Origin of the sequence: Castellaniella hirudinis (assembly GCF_047468865.1) — a bacterium.
Taxonomy (GTDB): Bacteria; Pseudomonadota; Gammaproteobacteria; order Burkholderiales; family Burkholderiaceae_B; genus Castellaniella; species Castellaniella hirudinis_A.
Genome location: NZ_JBLGTV010000002.1, coordinates 195494 through 218859, shown reverse-complemented (window position 1 = coordinate 218859; position 23366 = coordinate 195494). Strand labels below are relative to the sequence as shown.

The window sequence follows — 23366 nt, the reverse complement described above, 5'->3', positions numbered from 1 at the left end:
TCTGCCGTCTGCCGTCTGCCGTCTGCAATTAGAATAATCGTTTTGCCCCTTTGCCCACCGGACGCCCGCCATGCATCTCGCCATCCACAGCCTGTACAGCTACCCCGTCAAATCCTGCGCCGGCATCCGCCACGACCGCATTCAGGTCAGCGGCGCCGGCCTAGAATACGACCGCCACTGGATGATCGTCGATGAACAGGGCGGGTTCATGACCCAGCGCCAACACCCCCGCATGGTGCTGATCCGGCCCACGCCGCAGCCCGACGGCCTGCGGCTGGAAGCGCCCGGACAGGATGCCTGCTTCGCCCCCGTCATCGGGGACAAGCTGCCCGCCGTGCCCGTCACCATCTGGGACAGCGACACCATCGGGGCCGACCAAGGCGACGCCGTGGCCCATTGGCTGTCCTCTTTTCTGGGCGTCCCCTGCCGCCTGCTGCACGTTCATCCCCAGGCCCATCGGCTGGCCAGCATGCGCCACATGACCCATTGGATACAAACCCACCCGGACTGGCCCCAGTCTTTCCTGCCGGTGGATCGCCACGCCTTCGCCTTTGCCGACGGGTTTCCTTTCCTGGTAACCAACCAGCAATCGCTGGACGAACTCAACCAGCAACTGGCCACCGGCGGCCACGACGCAATCGACATGATCCGCTTTCGGCCCAATATCGTCCTGCAGGGCCTGGAACCCTACGACGAAGACCATCTGGCCGGGTTTCGCACCGGGGACATCGGTTTTGCATTCGTCAAGGCCTGCGCCCGCTGCCCCATCCCGAACGTCGATCCGCAGACCGGCGACACCGCCCCGGAACCCGGCCGCACCCTGGCCCGGCACCGTCAGTTTGAACAAGGCGTGCTGTTTGGCATGAACGCGATCGCCGCCCTGCCCGAAGAAGGCGAACAGTGGCTGCAGGAGGGCGACGCGGTCGACATCGAATACGATTTCTGAAGCGCGCCCGGGGCCCCTCCCCGCGGCGGACGCACCGCCGCCCGCCGAAGCGTGCCCGCCCCTGCGGCGGGCGCATGGCCATGGCCCCCCCTAATACAGCGACAACTGCACCGGATGACGAGGCGTATCGGCCTGTTCCACGGGCTCCAGCTTGCTGGCACGCACCCCCAGCAGGCGCAAGCGCCGATCCAGCACCACCCGCTTCAGGCATTGCCCCGCCGCCCGGTGGATGGCATCGGCATCGCCCACCGCCTCGTCCAGCGTCAGGTCGCGCGTCACGATGCGGAAATCATCGAACCGCAGTTTGATGCCGATGGTCGCGCCCCGCACCTGCTTGCGGGCCAGATCCCGAGCCAGGTTTTCGCACAGGTCACGAAAAATTTCCGACAACACCGCCCGATCCCGTACCACGTGCAAGTCGCGCTCGAACGTGGTTTCCCGGCTGATGGAGCGCGGTTCGGACGCCAGCACCACCGGGCGCTCATCAATGCCATGCGCCACATCCAGCAACCAGCGCGCCGTCCCCAGGCCAAAGCCGGCCTGCAGCCGATCCGGCGCCGCCGCCGCCAGTTGGGCGATGGTTTCGATCCCCATTTGCCGCAGGCGTTGCGTGGCCTTGGGGCCAATGCCATTGACCTTGGAAACCGGCAAAGGCCAGATGCGCCGCTGCAAGTCCCCCGGGCCGATCAGGGTGATCCCATCGGGCTTGTCCAGATCCGAAGCAATCTTGGACAGCAGCTTGTTGGGCGAAATCCCCACCGAACAGGCCAGGCCCGTGGCTTCCCGGACAGCCTGCTTCAGGCGCCGCGCCAAGGTCAGGGCGTCTTCGGGCAGCGCCGTCAGGTCGATGTAGATTTCATCAATCCCGCGATCTTCGACCTGCGGGGCGATCGCGGCCACCGCCGCCTTGAAGCGCCGCGAATAATACCGATACGCCGCGAAATCCACAGGCAGCAGCACCGCATCCGGGGCCAGGCGCGCCGCCTTCATCATGCCCATGGCCGAATGCACCCCCAGCGCCCGCGCCTCGTAGGTGGCGGTGGTGATCACGCCGCGCCCAGCATAATCGCGCAACAACGCATAACGGCCCGCCTCGGGCTTGGGCCCGCGGCCGCCGATGACCACCGGCCGGCCCCGTAAATCGGGATAGCGCAACAGCTCGACCGAAGCGAAAAATGCGTCCATGTCCAGATGCGCAATCCGGCGGGCGGAAGACAAATGGGAATCAGGCAAACGCAAACCTCTCAGCTCAAGGCCAACGACTTGGCCATATTGACCCGCCGTCCATCGAGCGATACGGATTGCGCTTGAGGTTTTGCAGCCAGCGGCGCAAAGCCGTCATGGCAGGGGCGGGCCATGCGCCAGTTTATCAAGCGCGCCGGGCTGGGTGCATGAGAAGGCGATAGCGGCGCCGGCCGTGCGAAACAGCGGTGAACGGGATTCCATTTCGTCCCGACGCTGGTATACTAGGCGATCCTTAAGATGTATTTTAAAGTCATCTATAACCCCGCCCTAATTAGGGCTATCCCCGTTCGCGAGGACTTATGCAAGCCGAAACCCTGAAACGATCCGTCCAGAAGACCGCCACCATGCGCTTGATTGGCCTGCGCAGCCAAGAATGCGCCGACAAACTGGACAAAGTCCTGTCCGCCCTGCCCGGCGTCGCCCAGGCCAGTGTCTCGCTGGCGGACGAAAACACCACCATCACGTTCGACACCGCCAAAATCTCCGTCCAACGCATCCAAGTGGCCGTCGCCGACGCCGGCTACGAAGCCCTGAAACCCGTCCACGGCGAAGACGGCAACTGCTGCGGCGGGTGTGGGGGATAAATCAGGACGAACAATAGCCCCTGCGGGCTATTGTTCGCCTGATTTATCGGAGCGCCTTGCAAGGCGCGACGTGGAGGGACGCCTCACCCCAAGATCAGCCCCTGCGGGCTGTTACCTGCCTGATTTATCAAAGCGCCCAGCAAGGCGCTTTTCCGCATCAATTCAGCCGTTCCGCCGCCGGATAGAATTCCAGGTTTTCGCGCTGTATCCGCTGGTGCAGCGCCTTGATCACCACATTGCAATCCTGCCGGAATGCCTCGGGATTGCCGGCAATCTGATCCGTATGCCCCCAGCGGTCGACAAAAGCCAGGAAATCCGCCGCCAGGGATTGCATTTCCGCCTGATAACGATGCGCCAGCTGGCTGACGAGCGGATCCCCCTTTTTTTGCAGCCGGGGATACAGAATATCGTCCTCGATGGCCAAGTGCAGCTTGATCTTCGACTTGATCGACAACAATTCCCGGGACAAGTGGGGTGCGTTTTCCACGATCCCCGCCTTGGCATACTGGCGCAGTTGATGAATGGCCTTCAGTATCTGCACATGCTGTAGCTTGAACCGATTGATATCCATGCTTGCCTCGGAGAGAAAACCCATCCGCCCAAACGGCAGCAGCCAGGCTTAAGAATAAATAAATGACATATAGGCAAAGCGCAGCCATCGCTGGCGCCCCTATCTGCTTGATGCTTGGAAAGTTAACATATTAAAGCGTTTGTCCTTGGGGAAACCCCGCTCAAGCCCAGGGTCTTTATTGCGGCTCGATCAATTCCGTCCCCGCGCGCGGGTCATGTCGATACGAATAATGCATAAAAACCAGCGACACGCATACTGAGCCGTACAGCAGCATGAAAGCACTGGAATACACCCCGGTCAGATCCAGCAGGGCACCGAACATGATCGGCAGGATGAACCCGCCCAACCCGCCGGCCAAGCCCACCACCCCCGACACCGCGCCGATATTGTCGGCATAATCATCACTGATGAACTTGAACACCGACGCCTTGCCGATCGCCATGGCCACCCCGACGATGAACAGCAGGCCGGTGAACACGGCTGAATTCAATCCGACGTGCAGCGACACCGGGCCGTTCAGCGTCTGGATGGTCATCTGGGTCTGGGGATAGGACAGGATAAAGAAACACACCCAGCATACCCACATCACCCACCAGGTCACGGTGTACGCCCCGAAACGGTCGGAAAACCAGCCGCCCAAAGCCCGCAGCACCCCGCCGGGCAAAGAAAAGATCATCGCCAGGAACGCCGCCAAAGTCAGATCGAAGCCGTACTCGGCCACATAATATTTGGTGATCCACAACGCCAGCGCCACGTAGCCGCCAAAGACCACCGAATAATACTGACAGTAGCGCCAGACGCGCGGATCTTTCAGCACACTCAGCTGCTGCATCACCCCCACATCGGATGGCACCCGGTGCGCCGGATCGGAATGGCTGAACAGCCAGAACAAAATGGCCGTCCCCAGCATCAGCGCGGCGTAAACTTGCGGCAGCATCGCCCAGCCAAATGCGCCGATGATCAACGGCGCGACAAACATATTCAGGGCCGAACCCGAATTACCTGCGCCAAACACCCCCATGGCGAAGCCGCGGCGTTCGGGAGCGAACCAGCGCGCCACATAGGGCGTGCCCACCGAAAACGTCCCGCCGGCCAGGCCAACGAACAAGGCCAGGATCAGGAACTGGGCATAGCTGGCGGCATGCGCCATCAAATACAGCGGCGGCACACAAACCAGCAACACCAGGAAAAAGACAATCCGCCCGCCAAAGCGATCCGTCAGCATGCCCAGCGGCACCCGGATCAAAGACCCGGTCAGCACCGGCGTGGCGACCAGCAGACCGAACTGGGTTTCATTCAGGCTGAGTTCCGCCTTCAGCGGCACCCCCAGCACCGAGAACATGGTCCAGATGGCGAAACAGACGGTAAAGGCGAAGGTGCTGGAAAACAGCACGGACAAAGCCTGCCGCGAGGCAGGCTTTGCAGGGTCGGTTGATGGCATGGCGATCTCCGTGAACAGGCTATTCACAAAGATCATAACCACACTGATAATGATGGCATCTGATCCAGATCAGACGACAACGGATCAGAGTTAACACCGGCCCGGTTTATTGCACCGTCAGCGTGACCTTGATGTTGTTTTGCGTGGCGTTGGAATACGGGCACACGACATGGGCTTTCTGCACCAGGTCTTCCAGCTTGGCGCGATCCACCCCGGGCGCGGAAATTTTGAGTTCCACCGCCAGGCCAAAGCCCGTGGGGATGGGGCCAATGCCCACCGAACCCGCCACCTGGGTGCTATCGGGCAGAGAGACATTTTCCTTGCCCGCCACCAGCGTCAGCGCCCCCAGGAAGCATGCCGAGTAGCCCGCGGCAAAGAGTTGTTCCGGGTTGGTGCCGGGGCCCGCGTCGCCGCCGATTTCCTTGGGCACGGACAGCTTGACATCCAGGCGGCCGTCCGAGGATTTGGCGCTGCCATCGCGGCCGCCGGTGGCGGTGGCATGGGCGGTATAAAGCACGTTTTCAACTGTCATGATTGGACTCCTTCCGAAAAAACGACATGGACTGCAAATGCGTCCGCAATGATTCCAGCTGCGCCTTCAGGCCCAGGGCCTGATCCGGCGTACAGCCCGTGGCGCACATCACCCCCGGGGGCACATGCCGGGCCTGCCGGCGCAGCGCCTGGCCCGCGGGCGTCAGGCTGACCAGTACCTGGCGCTGATCATCCTGGGCGCGTTCGCGCCGCAGAAAACCCAGTCCCTGCAGGCGCTTCAGCAGCGGCGTCAGGGTGGCCGAATCAAGATACAGCCGCTGCCCCAGCGCCGACACCGTCAGGCCGTCGGCTTCCCACAGCACCAGCATCACCAGGTACTGCGGATAGGTCAGGCCCAGGTCGGCTAGGTAATGGCGATAGACCTTGTTCATCGCCAGATGCGCCGAATACAAAGCAAAACACAGCTGTGCATCCAGCGTCAGCGCGTCGGCCTGCGGATTGGATGTGGTCAAGTCTGTGTTATGCATGACGCCATAATACATAGCACGCGATTAAATAGCAAGCTATTAATTTTCTGGACTGAGCGGCATCGCCCAACGCAACACGGCAACGCATACCATTGAACCGGGCATTGCTGTTCTGCACAGACCGGGCAGGCTGACGTCGCGCCAACACCCGCTGGCGGATGCTTGTTGAAACCCCTCGATTCTGGATAGACTGAAACCCTTTCAGCCAACCCCATCCCATGGCAGAAACCCTCGACTGCATCGTCATCGGCGCGGGCATCATCGGCCTGGCCACGGCGCGCGCCTGCGCCCAGGCGGGCCTGGACACCCTGGTTCTGGAAGCCGAGCCCACCATCGGCAGCGGCATCAGTTCGCGCAACAGCGAAGTCATCCACGCGGGCCTTTACTACCCAAAGGACTCATTAAAAGCCCGCCTGTGCGTCCCAGGCCGCCAACAGCTGTACGTCTATTGCGCCACGCACGGCATCGCCCACCGGCGCTGCGGCAAGCTGGTGGTGGCCACCCATGCCGATCAGCTCGCCCCCCTGCGGCGCATTGCCGCCGCCGCCCACGCCAATGGCGTCCACCGCCTGCACTGGCTGGACGCCCCCCAGGCCCAGGCGCTGGAGCCCGCCCTGCAATGCGTGGCCGCCCTGCATTCGCCGGACACCGGCGTCATCGACAGCCACGGCCTGATGCTGGCCCTGCAAGGCGACCTGGAATCCGCCGGCGGCCTGGTCGTCCTGCGATCCCCGCTGCTGGGCGGCAGCCCCTTGCCGCGCCAGGGGATACTGCTGCGCGTCGGCGGCGACGACCCCACGGAAATCATCGCCCGGCACGTCATCAACTGCGCGGGCCTGCAGGCCCAGGCGGTCGCCGCCAGCATCCAGGGCATGCCGCCCGACCGCATCCCCGCCGGCCGCTACGCCAAAGGCAACTACTATGCCTTGTCCGGCCAGGCACCGTTTTCACACTTGATCTACCCCGTACCCCAGCCCGGCGGCCTGGGCGTGCACCTGACCCTGGATCTGGCCGGCCAGGCCCGCTTCGGCCCGGATGTCGAATGGGTGGATGACCTGGACTACCACGTCGACCCGGACAGGGCCGCCGGATTCTACGACGTCATCCGCCAATATTGGCCCGCCCTGCCGGATCGGGCCCTGCACCCCGGCTACGCCGGCATCCGGCCCAAGCTGGCCCTGCCCAATGGCCAGGAAGCCGACTTCATCCTTCAAGACGCCCGCAGCCACCGAATCCCCGGCCTGATCAATCTGTACGGCATCGAATCCCCCGGCCTGACCGCCTGCCTGGCCATCGCCGACGCAGTGCTGCGGCAACTGCGGGACACACGCTGAAAACCGCCCGGCCAAGGGCCAAGCGGAAGCGTGCATAATCATGGTTCAGTTTTCTTCAATCACAGGACACCAGACCATGATCCGCGAAATGGCCCACATCACCGTCAAACCCGGCACCCAGGCCGATTTCGAAGCCGGCGTGCAAAAAGCCCTGCCGCTCTTTCAACGCGCCCGGGGCTTCCACCACCTGGAACTGCACCACGTCATCGAACATCCCGAACAATACGTGTTGCAAATCCACTGGCATACCCTGGAAGACCACATGCAGCATTTCCGCGAATCAGAAGATTTCCAAGCCTGGCGCGGGATCGTGGGCGGGTTTTTTGCCCAGGCCCCGCATGTGGTGCATACACGGGTGGTGGGGGAATAGACGCCCAAACCCGACCTCGGCCTCATGAGCGAACATTTCGTCGCCGATTGCCTTGCAACCGACGTGGAAACCGCCTCCGACCGCCGCAACTGTGCGGACAGCCGTCGCTGCTGCGCATGTGGGAACGGCTGCAGAGAGGCTACCTGGCAATGGGTTATCGGATGGTTGCAACGGGGGAATTGAACCTGGAGTTGCCTATGTAGAGCGAGTTTTTTGCTTTGGCAATAAATAGTCGATCCTTACATGGACGGCTCCGGGAAAGCAGGTTTTAGCATTGTGTAGGATCATCAAAGAGGCTGCAGCCTTACATTCGGCCTGTTGATGCAGGCATTCAACCTGCTGGCCCTGATGGCATTCGCGGATAAGATTCCCATCTGATTTTCGAGCTTGCTTGTGATCTGGACGACTATCGTGCCCCGCCTCCCTGGCCGTGCTGGAGGCGATGGGAGCCGCTGCGTTTTTGGCCTGCTGGCTTGTGTTCTGTAGATATCAAGTGGAAGTCCCTTTCTGCGAGCTTTCTGCATCCTTTCTGCATATCCAGCCTGCAGAAAGAGATAACCATATGATTTATAAATAAATTTTCACAAGCCTCATCCGCGTTCATTCTGCAAGCCGCCAGACTGGATGTCCTCGGCTGCCCGTATTGCAGATACGCTCTTTGCGTCGCAGGTTGGTGAGTAGGTTGGAGATCTTTTTGTCTTTCTGCTTCTCATCCAGCGCATCGCTCAACTTGCCCATCAGCAGGCTGTTGATGTCCGCACGGCTGGCTGATCCTTTTAACGTCAGGTAGTCGATAATGAGCTTGGCGTAGTAGTCGTCGTCCTGGGCGCGCGTGCGAAGGTAGTCGGCCACACTAGCGGTGGCTTTGGCAACTTCGGCGGAAACGAAATAGTTCGGTTTCCGTCCTTCGATCAACCCAGCCTTGCGCAAACGGGCTGCTGCCTCGTCCGGGATGGACAGCTTCTTTTGCACGCGATCCAGTGCCAACACGTCAGTCAGTGGCAGATCGGTTTTCTGGATCAGCAGGCGGCTGTACGCGATGTCGATCACACTCCCGTACAAGGTCATCTTCACGGCGCCAGGTGTGCTCAGGTCGTAATCCGGTAGAGGAAAGTAGCGCCGCGCCTGACCGTTGTACATGTCACGGATGCCGTAGCCCATCGTGTCGATCATGTTCAGTTCGGCCATTGCCTGGGCTAGAAATGGATTGCGATAGCGGCGGGGAACCTTTGTGCCCTCGATGTATTCGTCTGGCAGGCCATCGAAGAAGTTTCCTTCGTTGGCGAAAACCAGCCGATCCGGTAGTTCTTGAACCACCACGCGGGCGTTGCGACTGTAGTCTTGGTGGACAATGCAGTTGTGCAGGGCTTCAAGGACGATCCTTTGATCGTACTTCGGTACCTCTACAGGCAACAGTTCGTTCTGGGGCAGGATGCGCAATTGAATGTTGCGAATACGCTGGTAAAGCTGGGTGGTGTTCAGTAAAAAGGGCAAACCAAAGTGCTCGTAGGCACGTTCCGGGCCTTCCAGACTCCACGTCAATTGCGCCAAGTGCGGTGAAAGCCGCCACGCCGATTCTGCTTTTCCCAGCAGGAGGAGCGTGGCACGGGTGATCTGCCCGTCCTGGGTCAGGTGGGCGCGTTCAAGAAAGGTTGCCAGGGGCCAACCCATGACCTCTTGAAGCGTGATGCGGTTGGCGTATTTCTGAACGAAGAATTCTCGGGCTCTGCGCAAGGCGGTCTCGTCCAGATCTTCTGACGTCGCGCCGGGGACGGCCTGTGCCGTCCAGTCCGTCGCCAGCGTCTGCTGCCTAATGTCATCCTGCTTGTCGAGGCCGAGCGATACGCGGCTTTCACCGGCCCTGGCGTAGTAATGGCCTTTCCATGCAATAGGGATGCCGCGTGGTGCCGCCGGAATCTCGAACAGCACGACACGGCCCTGCTCGTCATTCAGTACATGGATGTTCCGAAAGGTGATGCTGGGGTCTGTGTTCTGGGCAATCTGGTGTTTCAGGCCTTGTAGTTGCTCTGGATTGAGCCGGTAGTTCGTCCCGACTACGGTACGGGTTTTGTTGTTGATGCCGAATACCAGCCAGCTGCGTTCGATTCCGCGCAGATTGGCTTCGTTGCTCAAGGCCGAAAAATACTCACCGATCTTGTCGGTGTCATAATCATTGTTGGCCTGCTTGAATTCCACCACCTCGTTTTCCCAGGTGACAATCAGGCGCTCAAGCGCGGCCTTCAGCTCTGATTGGTTCATGTGCACGGTCTCAGGTGAGGTCATCGCCCAACAAGCGGTTGATGTTGTCGATGAGTTCCATCAGTCGCGTGCCCCCGATTTTTGTTGTTCAGATTGGTCATCACCCAATGATCCAGGTCGCTACGGCGAAAGCGCCATGTGCCGCCCAGCTTGAAACCTGGCAGTGTGCCCTCAGCTGCAAGGCGGTAAACGGCGCGCTTGCCTGCTTTCAGGTAGGTAGCCACCTCGTCCCGTGTCAGGACTCCACCTTCTGGGTCTGCCGTAGTCTTGTCTTTATAGGTGAGGATACAGATTACCAAGAGTTGCCAATCTTCTCATATAAGCAGGCAATCGACCAGATGCACGGGGCGGCTGCAAATCGATACGTGTCAGCGCCGATGTAATACTGACCCACCGGAGGTGCGGACGATCTCTTGGACTGATTATGCTGCAATTCCCAGGAGCCCCCCTCACTTCCCAATACAAAACCGAGAAAATATCTCCCCCAGCAAATCATCGCTGGTAAATTGCCCCGTGATCTCGCACAGCGCCTCATGCGCCAGACGCAATTCCTCGGCGAACAAATCCAGCACCTGATCGCTGTGCGCCGCATGCTCCCGGGCCAATCGCAAATGGCTGCGGGCGTCTTCCAGCGCCCGCACATGGCGTTCGCGCGCCAACCAGGGGGATTCCGACCCTGGGGTCCAACCCGCGATCCGCAGCAGGCGGGCCCGCAAGACATCCAACCCGGCCCCGGTGCGGGCGGAAATCAGGATTTCCTCGGCCTCCCCCACCTCGCGGCCTGCTGGCCGCTCCGATTCGTCCACCTCGCGGCTTGCAAGCCGCTCCGATTCGCCAGGCACGGCATCGCCCGCAGGGGCGATGCCGTGTCCGGGCGAATCCAATAAATCCACTTTGTTCAACACCCGCAGCAGCGGCGTGCCCACCGGCAAACGCCGCATGATCGCGGCATCCAAGGGATCATCCGGGTGACGCGCATCCTGCAGATGCACGATGACCTGCGCTTTGGCGATTTCCGTCCAGCTGCGCGCGATCCCGATGCGTTCCACCGTGTCCTCGGTCTCGCGCAGGCCCGCCGTATCCACGATGTGCAGCGGCACCCCCTCGATGTGGATCTGCTGGATCACCCGGTCGCGCGTGGTGCCCGCAATCGGCGTCACAATCGCCACGTCCTCGCCCGCCAGGGCATTCAGTAGACTGGATTTGCCCACGTTGGGCTGGCCGGCCAGCACCACGTGCAGGCCTTCGCGCAACACCAGGCCTTGACGCGCCACGGCCAGCACGCCGTCCAGCGCCGCCATCACCGCGTCCAGGCGCTGCGCCGCCTGATATTTTTCCAGGAAATCGATTTCCTCCTCGGGAAAATCCAGCGTGGCTTCCACCAGCATGCGCAGTTGCACGATGCGCTCGCTCAACCCATCCACCTCGGCGGAAAACGCCCCGGACAAAGAGGCCATCGCGCTGCGCGCCGCCGCCGTCGAGCTGGCTTCGATCAGGTCGGCCACGGCCTCCGCCTGGGCCAAATCCATGCGGTCGTTCAAAAACGCCCGTTGCGTGAATTCACCCGGCTGCGCCAGGCGCAGCCCGATGGCCGCCCCCCGCGCCAGGCAGTCTTCCAGCACCCGACGCAGCACCGCCGGCCCGCCGTGCCCCTGCAGTTCCAGGACATCTTCGCCCGTATACGAATGCGGCCCCGGGAAAAACAGCGCCAGTCCTTCGTCCATGATCTCGCCGTCCCGATGGCGAAACGCCAGATAATGCGCATGCCGCGCCTGCAAGGCCTGGCCGCATAGGGCTTCCGCCCAGGCGCGCAAATCCGGCCCCGACACGCGGATGACGCCAATCCCTCCCCGCCCCGGCGCGGTGGCAATGGCAATAATGGGATCTGTGGAAAACACGGTCATATCAACATCCTGTGCGGCTCGAAATTCTCTCCATGACGATTCACTCAAACTTCGATGCGCAAGCCCTCTCTGCAAGCAAATTTTCCTGTGCCATCTTCATGGCTTCGGCAACGTATGAAACCCCAGCCTTGAAAAAAAACGGCGTCCCGCAAAGAACGCCGCCTATTCAAAACCGGGGAAAACCCGATGATCAGCTGGATGCCGACGCGGCTTTTTCCCGATCCAGGCGCTTCATGATTACCCGCTGCTGAATGATCGACACGGTATTATTGACGCACCAGTACAGCACCAGCCCCGCCGGAAACAGGAACATCATCCCGCCGAACACCAACGGCATGATCATCATCACCCGCGCCTGCATGGGGTCGGGCGGCGTCGGGTTCAGCTTGATCTGCACAAACATGGTCAGCATCATGAAAGCGGGCAAAATGAACCACGGATCGCTGATCGCCAAGTCGTGAATCCATAGAATCCAGGGCGCTCCGCGCATTTCCACGCTGCCCAGCAGCACCCAGTACAGCGCGATGAACACCGGGATTTGCACCAGCATCGGTAAACATCCCCCCAGCGGGTTGATCTTTTCCGTGCGGTACATTTCCATCATGGCCGCGTTCATTTTCGCCTTGTCGTCACCGAATTTTTCCTTCAGGTGCTTCATGCGCGGCGCGACCAGCTTCATCTTCGCCATCGAGCGATAGCTGGCCGCCGACAGGGGATAGAACACCAGCTTGATCAAGAGCGTCAACAGCACGATGGTCCAGCCCCAATTGCCCACGATATCATGCAGCCAGACCATCAGATGGAACATCGGCTTGGCGATGATGGTGACCCAGCCGTAATCCACCACCAGATCCAGGCCCGGGGCCACGGCGCTCATGGCCTGCTGATCCTGCGGGCCGACCCACAGCTGCGATTCGACGGCCTTGCTGGCCCCCGGCGCGATGGCGCCGACGGATTCGATCGTGCGCACGGCGAACAGCCCGCCCGGCAGGGCCAGCGTCTGGTTGGTTCGCACGGCCCCTTGCTGCGGCACCCAGGCCGTGGCGAAGTAGTGCTGCACCATCCCCACCCAGCCATTATCGGCCTGCTGGACATAGCTGGCTTTGTTCTTGGTGATTTCGTCGAACGTCACCTTCTGGAACTTGTCCTCGGACGAATACACCGCCACGCCGGTGAAAGTGCTGTAGAAGCCCGACGTGCTGGCCGGTTCGTGGCCATCGCGCGTCAACTGCAGATACAAGGACGGATCAATCGGCTGATCGCCCAGGTTGAAGATTTCGTTGCGCACCCGGATGTCGTAGCTGTCGTTGGACAAGACGAAAGTCTTGACCACGCGCACCTGGCCGGCCGTGGCCACAAAGGCGATTTCCGTGGTGTCGCCCTTGACCACAGGGCCGTCGCCCACCAGCGCGAACGGCGTCAGGTGAGTGGGATACGACTGCCCCTGGGGCGCCCCCACCAACCCGGTCTGCGCCACATAAGTGTCGCCCGGCTGGTCGTTCAGCAGGTACATGTCCTGCCCGGCGTTCTGGGGCGCCTTGAAGCCCAGCAAACCCTTGACCCAAGGGATGATCCCCGTGGTCTCGTCCACGTTTTTGAACTTGAGCAGTTCGGAACGCACCAACTGGGCGCCCAGCGTATCGAACGTCAGGTTATAGACGCCCGTGCGCACATCGATGCGCTGGCCTTCGGCCGGCGCATCGGCGGCGGGAACACTGTCCGTGCCGGCCCCTCCCTGTTGGGCGACCGACGAGACGCCCGCGGGCCCCGCCTGATCCGCCGCAGCGGCGGTTTCAGCCGCCGGCGCGGGCGCCGTGGAAAACAAAGACGGCTGGCCCTGGTAAACCTGCCAGTTATTCCACAACAGCAGCAAGGAGAAAGAGAAAATCATCCAGAGGATGGTGCGTCGAATGTCCATTGGCGCCTGTTTTCTAATAAGGTCGAAGCAAAAAGCCTACCAGTTTAACGTAGGCTTGCTGACAACAGCTTGAGCAAGCCGAATCGAAGGATCCGCATCGGGTCATTGCCCGGGCGGATGCGTGCGCGGCGGCGGCACCGGGTCATGCCCCCCGGGGCAGCCCGGATGGCAGCGCGCAATCCGCCGCGCGCCCAGCCAGATCCCCCGGATCACCCCATGGGTTTCAATCGCCTGCATCGCATAGACCGAACAAGTCGGGGTAAAGCGGCACTGCTGGCCCACCCAGGGGCTTAAAAAAAACCGATAGAACCGGATCGGCGCAATGAACAACCGGCGGATCAGCATCGCGCGATCTTGCCCAACAGCCGATCGGCCTCGGCGCGCACCTGGCGCTTCAGCTGCGTCAGGCTGGCTGGATCGGGCCGGGCCACCAGGCGAAACACCAGGTCGCCGGCGGGCAGGCGGCTGCGCTGCAGGCGAAAGGCTTCGCGCAGAACGCGTTTGATGGCATTGCGCGTCACCGCCAGCGGGGCATGGCGCTTGGGCACCACCAGCCCCAGCCGGGCGGGCCCGCTGGCCGCATCCCTGGGGCCGGACACAATGAACAACGCCCCTCGGGCGATACGTCGGCCTTTCAAGGCCGCGGCGTATTCCGAGGGGCGATGCAGCCGCGCCGCCGAAGGAAAATCGGAAGGCATGGCAGTCCGTCAGGCGCCTGATCGGGCCAGGCGCCTTATCCGACAATTAGACGGCCAGGCGCTTGCGGCCCTTGGCGCGGCGGGCGCTAAGGACGGCACGGCCCGCACGCGTTTTCATGCGGACGCGAAAGCCGTGGGTGCGCTTGCGGCGGGTAACAGAAGGCTGGAAAGTGCGTTTCATGGCGAATCCAAAAGAGCTTGGGAAAAATGGTTTGAGGCTCGAACGCCCGGGCACCAATGACAGGCAAAATAAGCCCTAATCACCCAAAGCATCGAAAAGCCCATTATTTCAACAAATTTTTGGCTTTTCGTCAATTACTTGGGGACTTATCCCCCGCACTGGCCCCTTAACCCAGCTTGATCTGTGGATAACTAGCCTCTGGAAAGGGTAGAATCGAGGTTTAGCACGTTGACTTCCTATGAATGAATTTTGGCAGGCCTGTGTCCAGCAGCTGGAACAGGAACTCCCCCCTCAGCAAATCAGCGCCTGGATCAAACCCCTCGTCCCCCTGGGCTACGATGCGGAACTCGCGATCCTGCGCATCGGCGCGCCCAATCGCATGAAACTCGACTGGGTGCGCAAGAACTATTGCACCCGCATCGAAGCCCTGGCCAGCGACTGGTTTTCACAGGCGGTTCAGGTTCAGATCGAAATCCATGCCGCCCAGGCGCGCCCCGCGCCATCGCTGCGCATGCCCGCCGCGCCGGCGCCCGCGGCCAGTGCGGCCAGTCCAGCCGGCGCAACCGGCCCGGCGGCGGCCCACCCCGCCCCCGCCACGCCGGCGCACACGGCCGCCGATGAAGCCATCAAAGATCGCTCGCGCCTCAATCTAGAGCTGACCTTCGATAACTTCGTCATCGGCAAGGCCAACCAATTGGCCCGGGCCGCCGCCATGCAGGTGGCCGAAAACCCCGGTGTCTCCTATAACCCGCTGTTCCTGTACGGCGGGGTGGGCCTGGGCAAGACCCACCTGATCCACGCCATCGGCAACGCCCTGCTGGCCAGCGGCACCAGCCCGCGCATCCGCTATGTCCACGCCGACCAATACGTTTCCGATGTGGTCAAGGCCTATCAGCGCCGCGCCTTCGACGACTTCAAGCGCTATTACCATTCGCTGGATCTGCTGCTCATCGACGACATCCAGTTCTTCGCCGGCAAAAACCGCACCCAGGAAGAATTCTTCTACGCCTTCGAAGCCATGGTGGCGCAGCGCAAGCAAATCATCATCACCTCGGATACCTATCCCAAAGAACTCGCCAACATCGACAGCCGCCTGATTTCCCGCTTCGATTCCGGCCTGACCGTCGCCATCGAACCGCCCGAACTCGAAATGCGCGTGGCCATCTTGCTGCGCAAAGCGCAAACCGAAGGCATCACCATGCCCGAGGAAGTCGCCTTCTTCATTGCCAAGCATCTGCGCAGCAACGTGCGCGAACTAGAAGGCGCCCTGCGCAAGGTGTCCGCCTTTGCCCGATTCCACGGGCGCGAAGTCCTCAGCGTCGAGGTCTGCAAAGAAGCCCTGAAAGACCTGCTGTCAGTGTCGAATAGCCAGATCACGGTCGAGAACATCCAGAAAACCGTGGCCGACTTCTATAAAATCAAGGTCGCCGACATGTATTCCAAGCGCCGGCCGGCCAATATCGCCCTGCCACGCCAGATCGCCATGTATCTGGCCAAGGAACTCACCCAAAAAAGCCTGCCTGAAATCGGCGACCTTTTCGGGGGGCGGGATCACACCACCGTGCTTCACGCCGTGCGCAAGATCACCGACCTGCGCGGCAAACAAACGGAACTCAACCACGAACTTCACGTACTTGAGCAAACCCTCAAAGGATAAGACAACATGCTACTGATCCAAGCAAGCCGCGATGCCGTGCTGAAGCCCCTGACCACCGTGGTGGGCATCGTCGAGCGGCGCAATACCCTGCCCATCCTGGCCAATGTATTGATCCAGAAAAACGGCAACCAAGTGTCCTTTGTCGCCAACGACCTCGAAGTCCAGATCACGACCCAGGCCGACTTCGGGGTGGGCGAAGAAATCCAGTCCACCACCGTGGCGGCGCGCAAGTTCCTCGACATCCTGCGCGCCCTGCCCGACACGGGCGACGTCCGCCTGTCGCTGGACGACGCCAAGCTGTCTCTGCAGGCCGGGCGCAGCCGCTTCGCCCTGCAGACACTCAGCGCCGAAGACTACCCCACGGTCACTCAGGCCAGCGAATGGCCGGCCTCCTTTTCCATGTCCCAAAAAGCGCTGCGGCAGATCTTCAACCAGGTTCATTTCTCGATGGCCCAGCAAGACATCCGCTACTATCTGAACGGCCTGCTGCTGGTGCTCGAACCCGGCTTCGTGCGCGCTGTCTCCACCGACGGCCACCGCCTGGCCCACAGCGGCACGGCGGTCGAAGGGCTGGACGCCCAGATGGACGCCATCATCCCGCGCAAGACCATCCACGAAATGCTGCGCCTGCTGGCCGATGACGACACCCCGGTGCAGGTCGATCTGGCCCCTGGTCAGATCCGTTTCCGCTTTGGCGAAATCGAGCTCGTTTCCAAGCTGGTCGAGGGCAAGTTCCCCGACTACAAACGGGTCATCCCCACGGGCTACACGCGCCACATCCAGATCCCGCGCGAACTGCTGCTGGCCAGCCTGCAGCGCGCCGCCATCCTCACCACCGACAAGCTCAAGGGCGTGCGCCTGCAGCTGGGCGACAACCTGCTGCGCATTTCCTCGTCCAACGCCGAACAAGAAGAAGCCCGGGAAGAACTCGAAGTGGATTACGCCCAAGAACCCCTGGACGTGGCCTTCAACGTCAGCTATCTGCTGGACGTCCTGGGCAACGTCAAGACCGAATCCATCTGCTGGTCCATCCAGCCCGACGTCAATGCATCGGTTCTGATCACGGTGCCCAACGACGACGAATTCAAATACGTCGTCATGCCCATGCGCATCTGACCCTTCATTGCCCGACGGATACACACACAGGATTTTCATGTCAGAACCCACTACCCCGAATACGCCGACGCCCGGCTATGGCGCCGATTCCATCAAGATGCTCAAGGGCCTGGAGGCCGTGCGCAAGCGTCCCGGCATGTACATTGGCGACACCTCCGACGGCACCGGCCTGCATCACATGGTCTTCGAGGTCGTGGACAATGCCATCGACGAAGCCCTGGCCGGCTACTGCGACGACATCGTCGTCACCATCCATGCCGACAACAGCATCTCCGTCACGGACAATGGCCGCGGCATTCCCACCGCCATCCACAAAGACGACGAACACCACCGCAGCGCCGCCGAAATCGTCATGACCGAACTGCATGCCGGGGGCAAGTTCGACCAGAATTCCTACAAGGTATCGGGCGGCCTGCACGGCGTGGGGGTTTCCTGCGTCAATGCCCTGTCCGAATGGCTGCGCCTGACCATCTGGCGCAACGGCCAGGAACACCACATGGAATTCCGCCGGGGCGAACGCGTCGCCCCCCTGGCCGTGACGGGCGAGTCCGAACGCACGGGCACCCGCGTGCACTACCTGGCCGATTCGGAAATCTTCACCAATATCGACTACACCTACGACATCCTGGCGCGGCGTCTGCGCGAACTCTCCTTCCTGAACAACGGCGTCAAGATCCGCCTGGTGGACGAGCGCACCGGCCAGGATGAAAACCTGGCGTTCCTGGGCGGGGTCAAGGGCTTTGTGCAATACATCAACCGCGCCAAGACCACGCTGCACGACAACGTCTTCGCCGTATCCACCGAATCCGAAGCCGGCGGCGTGCGGGTGGGCGTCGAAGTCGCCATGCAATGGAACGACAGCTACGCCGAAACCGTGCTGTGCTTCACCAACAACATTCCCCAGCGCGACGGTGGTTCGCACCTGACCGGCCTGCGCGCCGCCATGACCCGGGTGCTGAACAAATACATCGCCGACAACGAACTGGCCAAGAAAGCCAAGGTCGACACCACCGGCGACGACATGCGTGAAGGCCTGGCCTGCGTGCTGTCGGTCAAGGTGCCCGAACCCAAGTTCAGCAGCCAGACCAAGGACAAGCTCGTTTCCAGCGAAGTCCGCCCCGCCGTCGAAGAAGCCGTCAGCCGCACTCTCGAAACCTGGCTGCTGGAAAACCCCAACGATGCGCGCGCGCTGTGTTCCAAGATCGTCGAAGCCGCCCGCGCCCGCGAAGCCGCCCGCAAAGCCCGCGAAATGACGCGCCGGAAAAGCGTGCTGGAAGGCGCCGGCCTGCCCGGCAAGCTGGCCGACTGCCAGGAAAAAGACCCCGCCCTGTGCGAACTCTACATTGTGGAAGGGGACTCGGCCGGCGGTTCCGCCAAACAAGGCCGAGACCGCAAGTTCCAGGCCATCCTGCCGCTGCGCGGCAAGGTGCTGAACGTCGAAAAAGCCCGCTTCGACCGCCTGTTGTCCAGCGAGCAGATCACCACCCTGATCACCGCCCTGGGCACCAGCATCGGGCCGGATTTCAACGTGGACAAGCTGCGCTACCACCGCATCATCATCATGACCGACGCGGACGTCGACGGCGCCCACATCCGCACCCTGCTGCTGACCCTGTTCTACCGCCAGATGCGCGAGCTGGTCGAACGCGGCTATGTGTACATCGCCCAGCCGCCCCTGTACAAGGTCAAGGTCGGGCGCGAAGAACGTTATCTCAAGGATGACGCCGAAGAAGCCCAGTTCATGCTGCAACTGGCCCTGAAAGACACCGAACTCGTCCCCCAGACCGACGCCACCCCCATTCGCGGCGACGCGTTGATGGACCTGGCCCGCCAATATGTTCTGGCCGACAGCGTCATCGCCCGCCTGTCGCGCATCCTGGATGTCGAATCCCTGTCGGCCATGGCCGAAGGCGTGTCCATCAGCCTGGTGGATGAAGCCGCCGCCCAGGCCAGCGCCCAGGCGCTGGAAGCCGCCTTGCACGATCCCGCCGACACCCACGGCGTGCATGTCGAGGCCCAATACGACGACATCGAAGAATCCTGGCGCCTGGCCGTCATCCGCCCCCACTTCGGCAACCAGCGCGTCAGCCTTTTCGACCGCGCCTTCGTGCGCGGCGGCGATTACGCCGTCCTGGCGCGCACGGCCAAGACCTTCATGGGCCTGCTGGGCGACGGGGCCCTGGTGCGCCGCGGCACGGGCGACAAGGCCAAAGAAAAATCCGTGTCGGATTTCCGCGAAGTCATGCAATGGCTGCGCACCGAAGCCGAACGCGGCATCAGCAAGCAACGCTACAAGGGCCTGGGCGAAATGAACCCCGACCAACTGTGGGAAACCACCATGGATCCCACCGTGCGCCGCCTGTTGCGGGTGCAAATCGAAGACGCCATCGCCGCCGACGAAATCTTCGTCACCTTGATGGGCGACAACGTCGAACCGCGCCGCGCGTTTATCGAAACCCACGCCTTGCAGGCGGGCAATATCGACGTTTGATCTTTGTTGGATTTCGCTAAAGATGGCCAAGTGTTGTGGGAAAAATTGGCCATCTTTAGCGACCGGGAAAATAGCCGACTAAATGCTACGGAGCCCTGCCCATCAATCTCTGGGCGAGCAAGCTGGCATGCGGGGTCAGGGTGGAGAAATCGCAAGCGCACAGATAGAGCCGTCGGGCAGCCCAGGCATCGGACAACGGTAAAATGACCAGATCGCGGCGCAGTGTTCGAGCCAATCCCTCCGAGAGGATTGAAATCCCGATGCCCGCTTCAACGTGCATGGCCACATGCTCGGTATTCCGCAACTGGATGCGGTAGTCGAGCTGGCGTCCCAGCCGCGACGCGCGTTCTGCAAGATGCGCCTCCAATGCCGTGTCCGCCGTGCCCACGATCGGTTCACCCAGGATATCCGCAAAAGCCACGTGCGACCGTCCAACCGCCCGGTGTGAACGACCGACGATCACGACGAGCCGATCGCTTGCGATCAGATGCGACTGCAGCGCACCAAGATCCGCAATGTCCGCAACAACGCCCAGGTCAGCGCGCCTGCTCCCCAAGGCCTGGACGATATCCGCGCTGGTTCGTTCTTCCAAGTCGATAGACAAATCTCGATGAAGCGCCAGAAACTGGCAAAGCTGCGTCGGCAGGAACGCAACCATGGCAGCGGTGTTGGATAGCAGCCGGATACGGCCTTTCAGGCCCGCCGCGTAGGTTCGCAACTCTCCACGCATCTGCTCGACCTGCCCCAGGATCGAACGAGCATGCCGAATCAAGGCTTTACCCGCAGCGGTGGTGCTTACACCGCGACGGTTCCGCTCGAACAGCGGGACGCCCAATGCCGCCTCCATGCCGGCAATGCGTTCACTGACCGATGCCAGCGCCAGATGAGTCGCTTGGGCGCCCTGCGTCAGGCTGCCACACTCCACCACGGACAGAAAAACCCGCAGATCGGTCAGATCGAAGCGCATCGCCCTTCCTCCCCTCTATTCGGAATTTCCGAAGTCTAGCACCGGAACTTCCAGATTGCCGAGGCTCGGTCGGATGACTAATATCGCTTCCATGGATATGATGATTCTGGTTTTCTGCGCTGGAATAATAGCTGGAGGGATGAATGCCCTGGCTGGCGGCGGCTCATTCGTCAGCTTGCCCGCACTGCTTGCCGCAGGCGTCCCTCCGGTTCAGGCGAACACATCCAGCACGGTTGCACTTTTCCCAGGCGGACTGGCCAGCGCCTGGGCCTACAAAGATGGACTGCAGTCGGTCGGCCCCGTGCCGGTGCGTGCCTTGCTGGCGACGACGCTGTGCGGCGGCCTGATCGGAGCGCTGCTGTTGCTGCGCACCTCATCCGCGGCATTCACGTTCGTATTGCCATGGTTGCTGCTGGTCGCCTCCATCGCACTCGCATTTGGACGGCGCATCGGTCAAGCCTTACGCGCACGCTGGCGCATCCACGCGCACGCGGTGCTGGCCGTCCAGTTCGCGCTGGGTATCTACGGCGGCTACTTCGGCGGCGCGGTCGGAATCATGATGATCGCGATGTGGGGCCTGCTCGACAAGTCCGACTTGAAGCGCTTGAATGCGCCGCGCACGCTGATGGTCAGCGCCGCCAACGTGGTGGCTGTGCTCGCCTTCATCACGGCAGACGCGGTGCGTTGGCCCGAGACTCTGGCCATGCTGGCAGGCGCGCTCATCGGTGGATACGGCGGTGCCTGCATCGGACGGCGCGCGCCACCGGACATCATCCGCGCCTTGACGCTGCTTGCCACCACCGGCATCACGTTGGCGTTCTTCGTGAAAACTTATGCTCCCGCGATACGCTGAACCATCACTTAATCCCGATTGCAGTATTTCATCTGTCCCCGATATGCCAGGGCAGCCCAGTACAAAACTGATCTTCGATCCAGGCTTTGAACGCCAACGTCGTGGCGGCGGAAAACTTGGCCGAAGGCCGAACCAGGTAGATGCCGCCCGCAGCATCCAACTGCCAATCCGGCAGTACACGCACCAGTCTACCGGCGGCGATATCCCGGCTCATCAGCCACTCGCCGGCGGCCAGAATACCTATTCCAGCACATGCGGCGGCCAGCAGCGCCTCACTGTCATTGCTGGTCATCGATCCCGATACCGGCACCGTTTGCTGTCGGCCTCCAGTAATCAGCCGCCATTCTGGAAATGTGGAAAAGCCGCTAAAACGCAAGCAGCTGTGCTGCGCCAGCGCTTGTGGTTCAGTCGGCAGACCATGGGCGGCAATATATGCCGGAGAAGCGCACAGGATGCGGCGGTGGTCGCCAAGCTTCTTGGCGATCAGCCGGCTATCGTGCAAATCTCCCATACGAATCGCCAGGTCGAAGCCTTCAGCAATGATATCCACAAAGCGTTCGCTGTAGTCGGCCACGATAGACACCTGCGGACAAGCGGCCAGGAAAGCTGGCAGCATCGGCGCCAGCCACTGTCGTCCCATGGCGCCCGGTAAGGCGAGCCGCAGGACGCCGCGCACTTCCACAGCGCCCGCCGATGCTTCCTGCTCCGCTTCGGCAATCAGATTGGTGGCTGCTCGCAGCTTCTGTGTCAGTTGCATGCCTGTATCCGTCAAGCGAACCCGCCGGGTGGAGCGCTCTATCAACCGGATACCCAGCCGCGCCTCCATGGCGGCTACCCGTTTGGATACTACGGTTGGATGGCGCTGCAGCAGGCGACCGGCAGCCACGAACGAGCCTTCGGATGCCACGGCAAGCAGCGCCGCGATTTCGTCACTGTACTGGTTGCCTAATGCGTCGTATTTCATGGCCGCAGAATAATACTGCCGGAGGTTCGCCCGGATTCGAGATCGGCATGCGCTGTGACCGCATCGGATAAAGCATAACGCCCCCAGATATGTGGCGTAATCACGCCACTGCTTACTGCGTGCAGCACATCTTGCGCTCGTTGCTGGTATTCGACAACACTGGCGGTGTGTGCGGCCAGCGATGGTCGAGTAAGAAACAACGAACCCTTGGCGTTCAGCGTTGCCAACTCCACTGCCGCCGGTACACCGGATGATGCGCCAAAAGACACCATCAATCCGCGTGGGCGCAGGCTTCCCAGTGATGCTTCAAACGAGATTCGGCCAATCGGGTCGTACACCACATCCACCATACGGCCGTGGGTGATGCGACCAACCTCGCTTGCCAGTTTGTCTGGATTAAAAACCATTACCGCATCACAACCCAGCGATTCCGCCTTTGGCACGCTGGCCGCCTTCGACACCACGCCGATTACGAATGCCCCCAGTTGCTTGGCCCACTGCGCCATGATGGCGCCCACGCCACCGGCAACACCATAAAGCAGAATGCTCGTGCCCAAACCTACCGAATAGGTGCTCTTGAGCAGATACTGTGCGGTTATGCCCTTGAATAGGATGGCAGCGGCATCTTCACAAGACAGGTCATCCGGCAGTTTGACCAAACGCTCTGCCGGATAAAGCCGGCCACTGGCGTAAGCACCCAGCGGCCCGGTGGCATAAGCAACCCGGTCGCCTGCCTGGACATGATTCACGCCCGCTCCGACAGCCGTCACACGACCCGCGCCTTCCAGCCCCAGGCGCGACAGGGTCTGCTTCCTGAACGCGCAAAGCATTGGGGCTTCCATACTGCT

The 23366-nt window shown here is 61.6% G+C and carries 23 protein-coding genes; 8 read left to right on the top strand and 15 right to left on the bottom strand.

Going from position 1 to position 23366, the window contains the following annotated elements:
- Positions 1–70 precede the first annotated feature (70 nt).
- Entirely contained in the window at positions 71–946 is an 876-nt protein-coding gene (locus ACMHYJ_RS04620) for an MOSC domain-containing protein (protein ID WP_414245027.1), read from the top strand.
- A gap of 90 nt (positions 947–1036) precedes the next feature.
- Here ACMHYJ_RS04620 and dinB read toward each other — a convergent pair whose 3' ends face one another.
- Positions 1037–2164 carry a DNA polymerase IV gene (dinB, locus tag ACMHYJ_RS04615; RefSeq protein ID WP_414245201.1) on the bottom strand — a complete coding sequence of 376 codons (1128 nt, stop codon included), beginning with the start codon at positions 2162–2164 and terminating at the stop codon, positions 1037–1039.
- Positions 2165–2490: 326 nt separating this feature from the next.
- On the opposite strand from dinB, the gene ACMHYJ_RS04610 reads away from it, so the two are divergent.
- A complete protein-coding gene (locus tag ACMHYJ_RS04610) occupies positions 2491–2775 on the top strand; it encodes a heavy-metal-associated domain-containing protein (protein ID WP_414245026.1) in 285 nt (94 codons plus the stop codon).
- Between the two features lie 157 nt (positions 2776–2932).
- Here ACMHYJ_RS04610 and ACMHYJ_RS04605 read toward each other — a convergent pair whose 3' ends face one another.
- The 4 genes from ACMHYJ_RS04605 to ACMHYJ_RS04590 all read right to left on the bottom strand — a co-directional run bounded on the left by ACMHYJ_RS04605 (position 2933) and on the right by ACMHYJ_RS04590 (position 5791).
- Positions 2933–3346, bottom strand: a complete 414-nt coding sequence (locus tag ACMHYJ_RS04605; protein ID WP_414245025.1) for a hemerythrin domain-containing protein — start codon at positions 3344–3346, stop codon at positions 2933–2935.
- Between the two features lie 175 nt (positions 3347–3521).
- On the bottom strand, positions 3522–4787 hold the full coding sequence (locus tag ACMHYJ_RS04600) for an MFS transporter (protein ID WP_414245024.1): 1266 nt from the start codon (positions 4785–4787) through the stop codon (positions 3522–3524).
- Between the two features lie 106 nt (positions 4788–4893).
- Positions 4894–5319: an organic hydroperoxide resistance protein gene (locus ACMHYJ_RS04595; protein WP_414245023.1), complete on the bottom strand. Its 426-nt coding sequence runs from the start codon at positions 5317–5319 to the stop codon at positions 4894–4896.
- Entirely contained in the window at positions 5309–5791 is a 483-nt protein-coding gene (locus ACMHYJ_RS04590) for a MarR family winged helix-turn-helix transcriptional regulator (protein ID WP_414245022.1), read from the bottom strand. The genes ACMHYJ_RS04595 and ACMHYJ_RS04590 overlap by 11 nt, the downstream gene beginning before the upstream one ends.
- A gap of 233 nt (positions 5792–6024) precedes the next feature.
- On the opposite strand from ACMHYJ_RS04590, the gene ACMHYJ_RS04585 reads away from it, so the two are divergent.
- A complete protein-coding gene (locus tag ACMHYJ_RS04585) occupies positions 6025–7140 on the top strand; it encodes an NAD(P)/FAD-dependent oxidoreductase (protein ID WP_414245021.1) in 1116 nt (371 codons plus the stop codon).
- Between the two features lie 76 nt (positions 7141–7216).
- Positions 7217–7510, top strand: coding sequence for an antibiotic biosynthesis monooxygenase family protein (locus tag ACMHYJ_RS04580; protein WP_414245020.1), 294 nt, complete (start codon positions 7217–7219; stop codon positions 7508–7510).
- Between the two features lie 600 nt (positions 7511–8110).
- Here ACMHYJ_RS04580 and ACMHYJ_RS04575 read toward each other — a convergent pair.
- The 7 genes from ACMHYJ_RS04575 to rpmH all read right to left on the bottom strand — a co-directional run bounded on the left by ACMHYJ_RS04575 (position 8111) and on the right by rpmH (position 14470).
- The gene (locus tag ACMHYJ_RS04575) at positions 8111–9769 is read right to left on the bottom strand and encodes an RNA-binding domain-containing protein (protein WP_414245019.1); all 1659 of its coding nucleotides are present in this window, start codon (positions 9767–9769) and stop codon (positions 8111–8113) included.
- A gap of 20 nt (positions 9770–9789) precedes the next feature.
- Positions 9790–10056: a helix-turn-helix domain-containing protein gene (locus tag ACMHYJ_RS04570; RefSeq protein WP_414245200.1), complete on the bottom strand. Its 267-nt coding sequence runs from the start codon at positions 10054–10056 to the stop codon at positions 9790–9792.
- Positions 10057–10218: 162 nt separating this feature from the next.
- Positions 10219–11673, bottom strand: coding sequence for a tRNA uridine-5-carboxymethylaminomethyl(34) synthesis GTPase MnmE (gene mnmE / locus ACMHYJ_RS04565; RefSeq protein ID WP_414245018.1), 1455 nt, complete (start codon positions 11671–11673; stop codon positions 10219–10221).
- Between the two features lie 190 nt (positions 11674–11863).
- A complete protein-coding gene (yidC, locus tag ACMHYJ_RS04560; RefSeq protein WP_414245017.1) occupies positions 11864–13591 on the bottom strand; it encodes a membrane protein insertase YidC in 1728 nt (575 codons plus the stop codon).
- 102 nt (positions 13592–13693) lie between these two features.
- Positions 13694–13933 carry a membrane protein insertion efficiency factor YidD gene (yidD, locus tag ACMHYJ_RS04555; RefSeq protein ID WP_414245199.1) on the bottom strand — a complete coding sequence of 80 codons (240 nt, stop codon included), beginning with the start codon at positions 13931–13933 and terminating at the stop codon, positions 13694–13696.
- Complete coding sequence (locus tag ACMHYJ_RS04550) at positions 13930–14289, bottom strand: ribonuclease P protein component (protein ID WP_414245016.1); 360 nt, start codon at positions 14287–14289, stop codon at positions 13930–13932. The genes yidD and ACMHYJ_RS04550 overlap by 4 nt, the downstream gene beginning before the upstream one ends.
- Before the next feature lie 46 nt (positions 14290–14335).
- Positions 14336–14470, bottom strand: coding sequence for a 50S ribosomal protein L34 (gene rpmH / locus ACMHYJ_RS04545; RefSeq protein WP_043679136.1), 135 nt, complete (start codon positions 14468–14470; stop codon positions 14336–14338).
- Between the two features lie 238 nt (positions 14471–14708).
- On the opposite strand from rpmH, the gene dnaA reads away from it, so the two are divergent.
- From dnaA to gyrB, 3 genes are read left to right on the top strand one after another with little or no spacing between them, the layout of a single operon-like run.
- The gene (gene dnaA, locus ACMHYJ_RS04540) at positions 14709–16127 is read left to right on the top strand and encodes a chromosomal replication initiator protein DnaA (protein WP_414245015.1); all 1419 of its coding nucleotides are present in this window, start codon (positions 14709–14711) and stop codon (positions 16125–16127) included.
- A gap of 6 nt (positions 16128–16133) precedes the next feature.
- Positions 16134–17243: a DNA polymerase III subunit beta gene (dnaN, locus tag ACMHYJ_RS04535; protein WP_414245014.1), complete on the top strand. Its 1110-nt coding sequence runs from the start codon at positions 16134–16136 to the stop codon at positions 17241–17243.
- 37 nt (positions 17244–17280) lie between these two features.
- Positions 17281–19734 (top strand): DNA topoisomerase (ATP-hydrolyzing) subunit B, encoded by a 2454-nt coding sequence (gene gyrB / locus ACMHYJ_RS04530; protein WP_414245013.1) that lies wholly within the window; start codon positions 17281–17283, stop codon positions 19732–19734.
- A gap of 85 nt (positions 19735–19819) precedes the next feature.
- Here the strand turns inward: gyrB and ACMHYJ_RS04525 are convergent, their stop codons facing one another.
- Entirely contained in the window at positions 19820–20701 is an 882-nt protein-coding gene (locus ACMHYJ_RS04525) for a LysR family transcriptional regulator (RefSeq protein ID WP_414245012.1), read from the bottom strand.
- A gap of 91 nt (positions 20702–20792) precedes the next feature.
- Between ACMHYJ_RS04525 and ACMHYJ_RS04520 the strand changes: the two genes are divergently transcribed.
- Positions 20793–21554 (top strand): sulfite exporter TauE/SafE family protein, encoded by a 762-nt coding sequence (locus tag ACMHYJ_RS04520; protein ID WP_414245198.1) that lies wholly within the window; start codon positions 20793–20795, stop codon positions 21552–21554.
- Positions 21555–21582: 28 nt separating this feature from the next.
- On the opposite strand, the gene ACMHYJ_RS04515 is transcribed toward ACMHYJ_RS04520, so the two are convergent.
- Both ACMHYJ_RS04515 and ACMHYJ_RS04510 read right to left on the bottom strand, forming a co-directional pair.
- Positions 21583–22518 carry a LysR family transcriptional regulator gene (locus ACMHYJ_RS04515; protein WP_414245011.1) on the bottom strand — a complete coding sequence of 312 codons (936 nt, stop codon included), beginning with the start codon at positions 22516–22518 and terminating at the stop codon, positions 21583–21585.
- A complete protein-coding gene (locus ACMHYJ_RS04510; protein WP_414245010.1) occupies positions 22515–23360 on the bottom strand; it encodes a quinone oxidoreductase family protein in 846 nt (281 codons plus the stop codon). The genes ACMHYJ_RS04515 and ACMHYJ_RS04510 overlap by 4 nt, the downstream gene beginning before the upstream one ends.
- Positions 23361–23366: the final 6 nt, after the last annotated feature.

Bases quoted from the DNA above. Each gene is read 5' to 3' on its own strand.
- ACMHYJ_RS04620 (WP_414245027.1), top strand. From the start codon at position 71: ATGCATCTCGCCATCCACAGCCTGTACAGCTACCCCGTCAAATCCTGC.
- ACMHYJ_RS04610 (WP_414245026.1), top strand. From the start codon at position 2,491: ATGCAAGCCGAAACCCTGAAACGATCCGTCCAGAAGACCGCCACCATG.
- ACMHYJ_RS04605 (WP_414245025.1), bottom strand. From the start codon at position 3,346: ATGGATATCAATCGGTTCAAGCTACAGCATGTGCAGATACTGAAGGCC.
- ACMHYJ_RS04600 (WP_414245024.1), bottom strand. From the start codon at position 4,787: ATGCCATCAACCGACCCTGCAAAGCCTGCCTCGCGGCAGGCTTTGTCC.
- ACMHYJ_RS04595 (WP_414245023.1), bottom strand. From the start codon at position 5,319: ATGACAGTTGAAAACGTGCTTTATACCGCCCATGCCACCGCCACCGGC.
- ACMHYJ_RS04585 (WP_414245021.1), top strand. From the start codon at position 6,025: ATGGCAGAAACCCTCGACTGCATCGTCATCGGCGCGGGCATCATCGGC.
- ACMHYJ_RS04580 (WP_414245020.1), top strand. From the start codon at position 7,217: ATGATCCGCGAAATGGCCCACATCACCGTCAAACCCGGCACCCAGGCC.
- ACMHYJ_RS04575 (WP_414245019.1), bottom strand. From the start codon at position 9,769: ATGAACCAATCAGAGCTGAAGGCCGCGCTTGAGCGCCTGATTGTCACC.
- mnmE (WP_414245018.1), bottom strand. From the start codon at position 11,673: ATGACCGTGTTTTCCACAGATCCCATTATTGCCATTGCCACCGCGCCG.
- yidC (WP_414245017.1), bottom strand. From the start codon at position 13,591: ATGGACATTCGACGCACCATCCTCTGGATGATTTTCTCTTTCTCCTTG.
- ACMHYJ_RS04550 (WP_414245016.1), bottom strand. From the start codon at position 14,289: ATGCCTTCCGATTTTCCTTCGGCGGCGCGGCTGCATCGCCCCTCGGAA.
- rpmH (WP_043679136.1), bottom strand. From the start codon at position 14,470: ATGAAACGCACTTTCCAGCCTTCTGTTACCCGCCGCAAGCGCACCCAC.
- dnaA (WP_414245015.1), top strand. From the start codon at position 14,709: ATGAATGAATTTTGGCAGGCCTGTGTCCAGCAGCTGGAACAGGAACTC.
- dnaN (WP_414245014.1), top strand. From the start codon at position 16,134: ATGCTACTGATCCAAGCAAGCCGCGATGCCGTGCTGAAGCCCCTGACC.
- gyrB (WP_414245013.1), top strand. From the start codon at position 17,281: ATGTCAGAACCCACTACCCCGAATACGCCGACGCCCGGCTATGGCGCC.
- ACMHYJ_RS04525 (WP_414245012.1), bottom strand. From the start codon at position 20,701: ATGCGCTTCGATCTGACCGATCTGCGGGTTTTTCTGTCCGTGGTGGAG.
- ACMHYJ_RS04520 (WP_414245198.1), top strand. From the start codon at position 20,793: ATGGATATGATGATTCTGGTTTTCTGCGCTGGAATAATAGCTGGAGGG.
- ACMHYJ_RS04515 (WP_414245011.1), bottom strand. From the start codon at position 22,518: ATGAAATACGACGCATTAGGCAACCAGTACAGTGACGAAATCGCGGCG.
- ACMHYJ_RS04510 (WP_414245010.1), bottom strand. From the start codon at position 23,360: ATGGAAGCCCCAATGCTTTGCGCGTTCAGGAAGCAGACCCTGTCGCGC.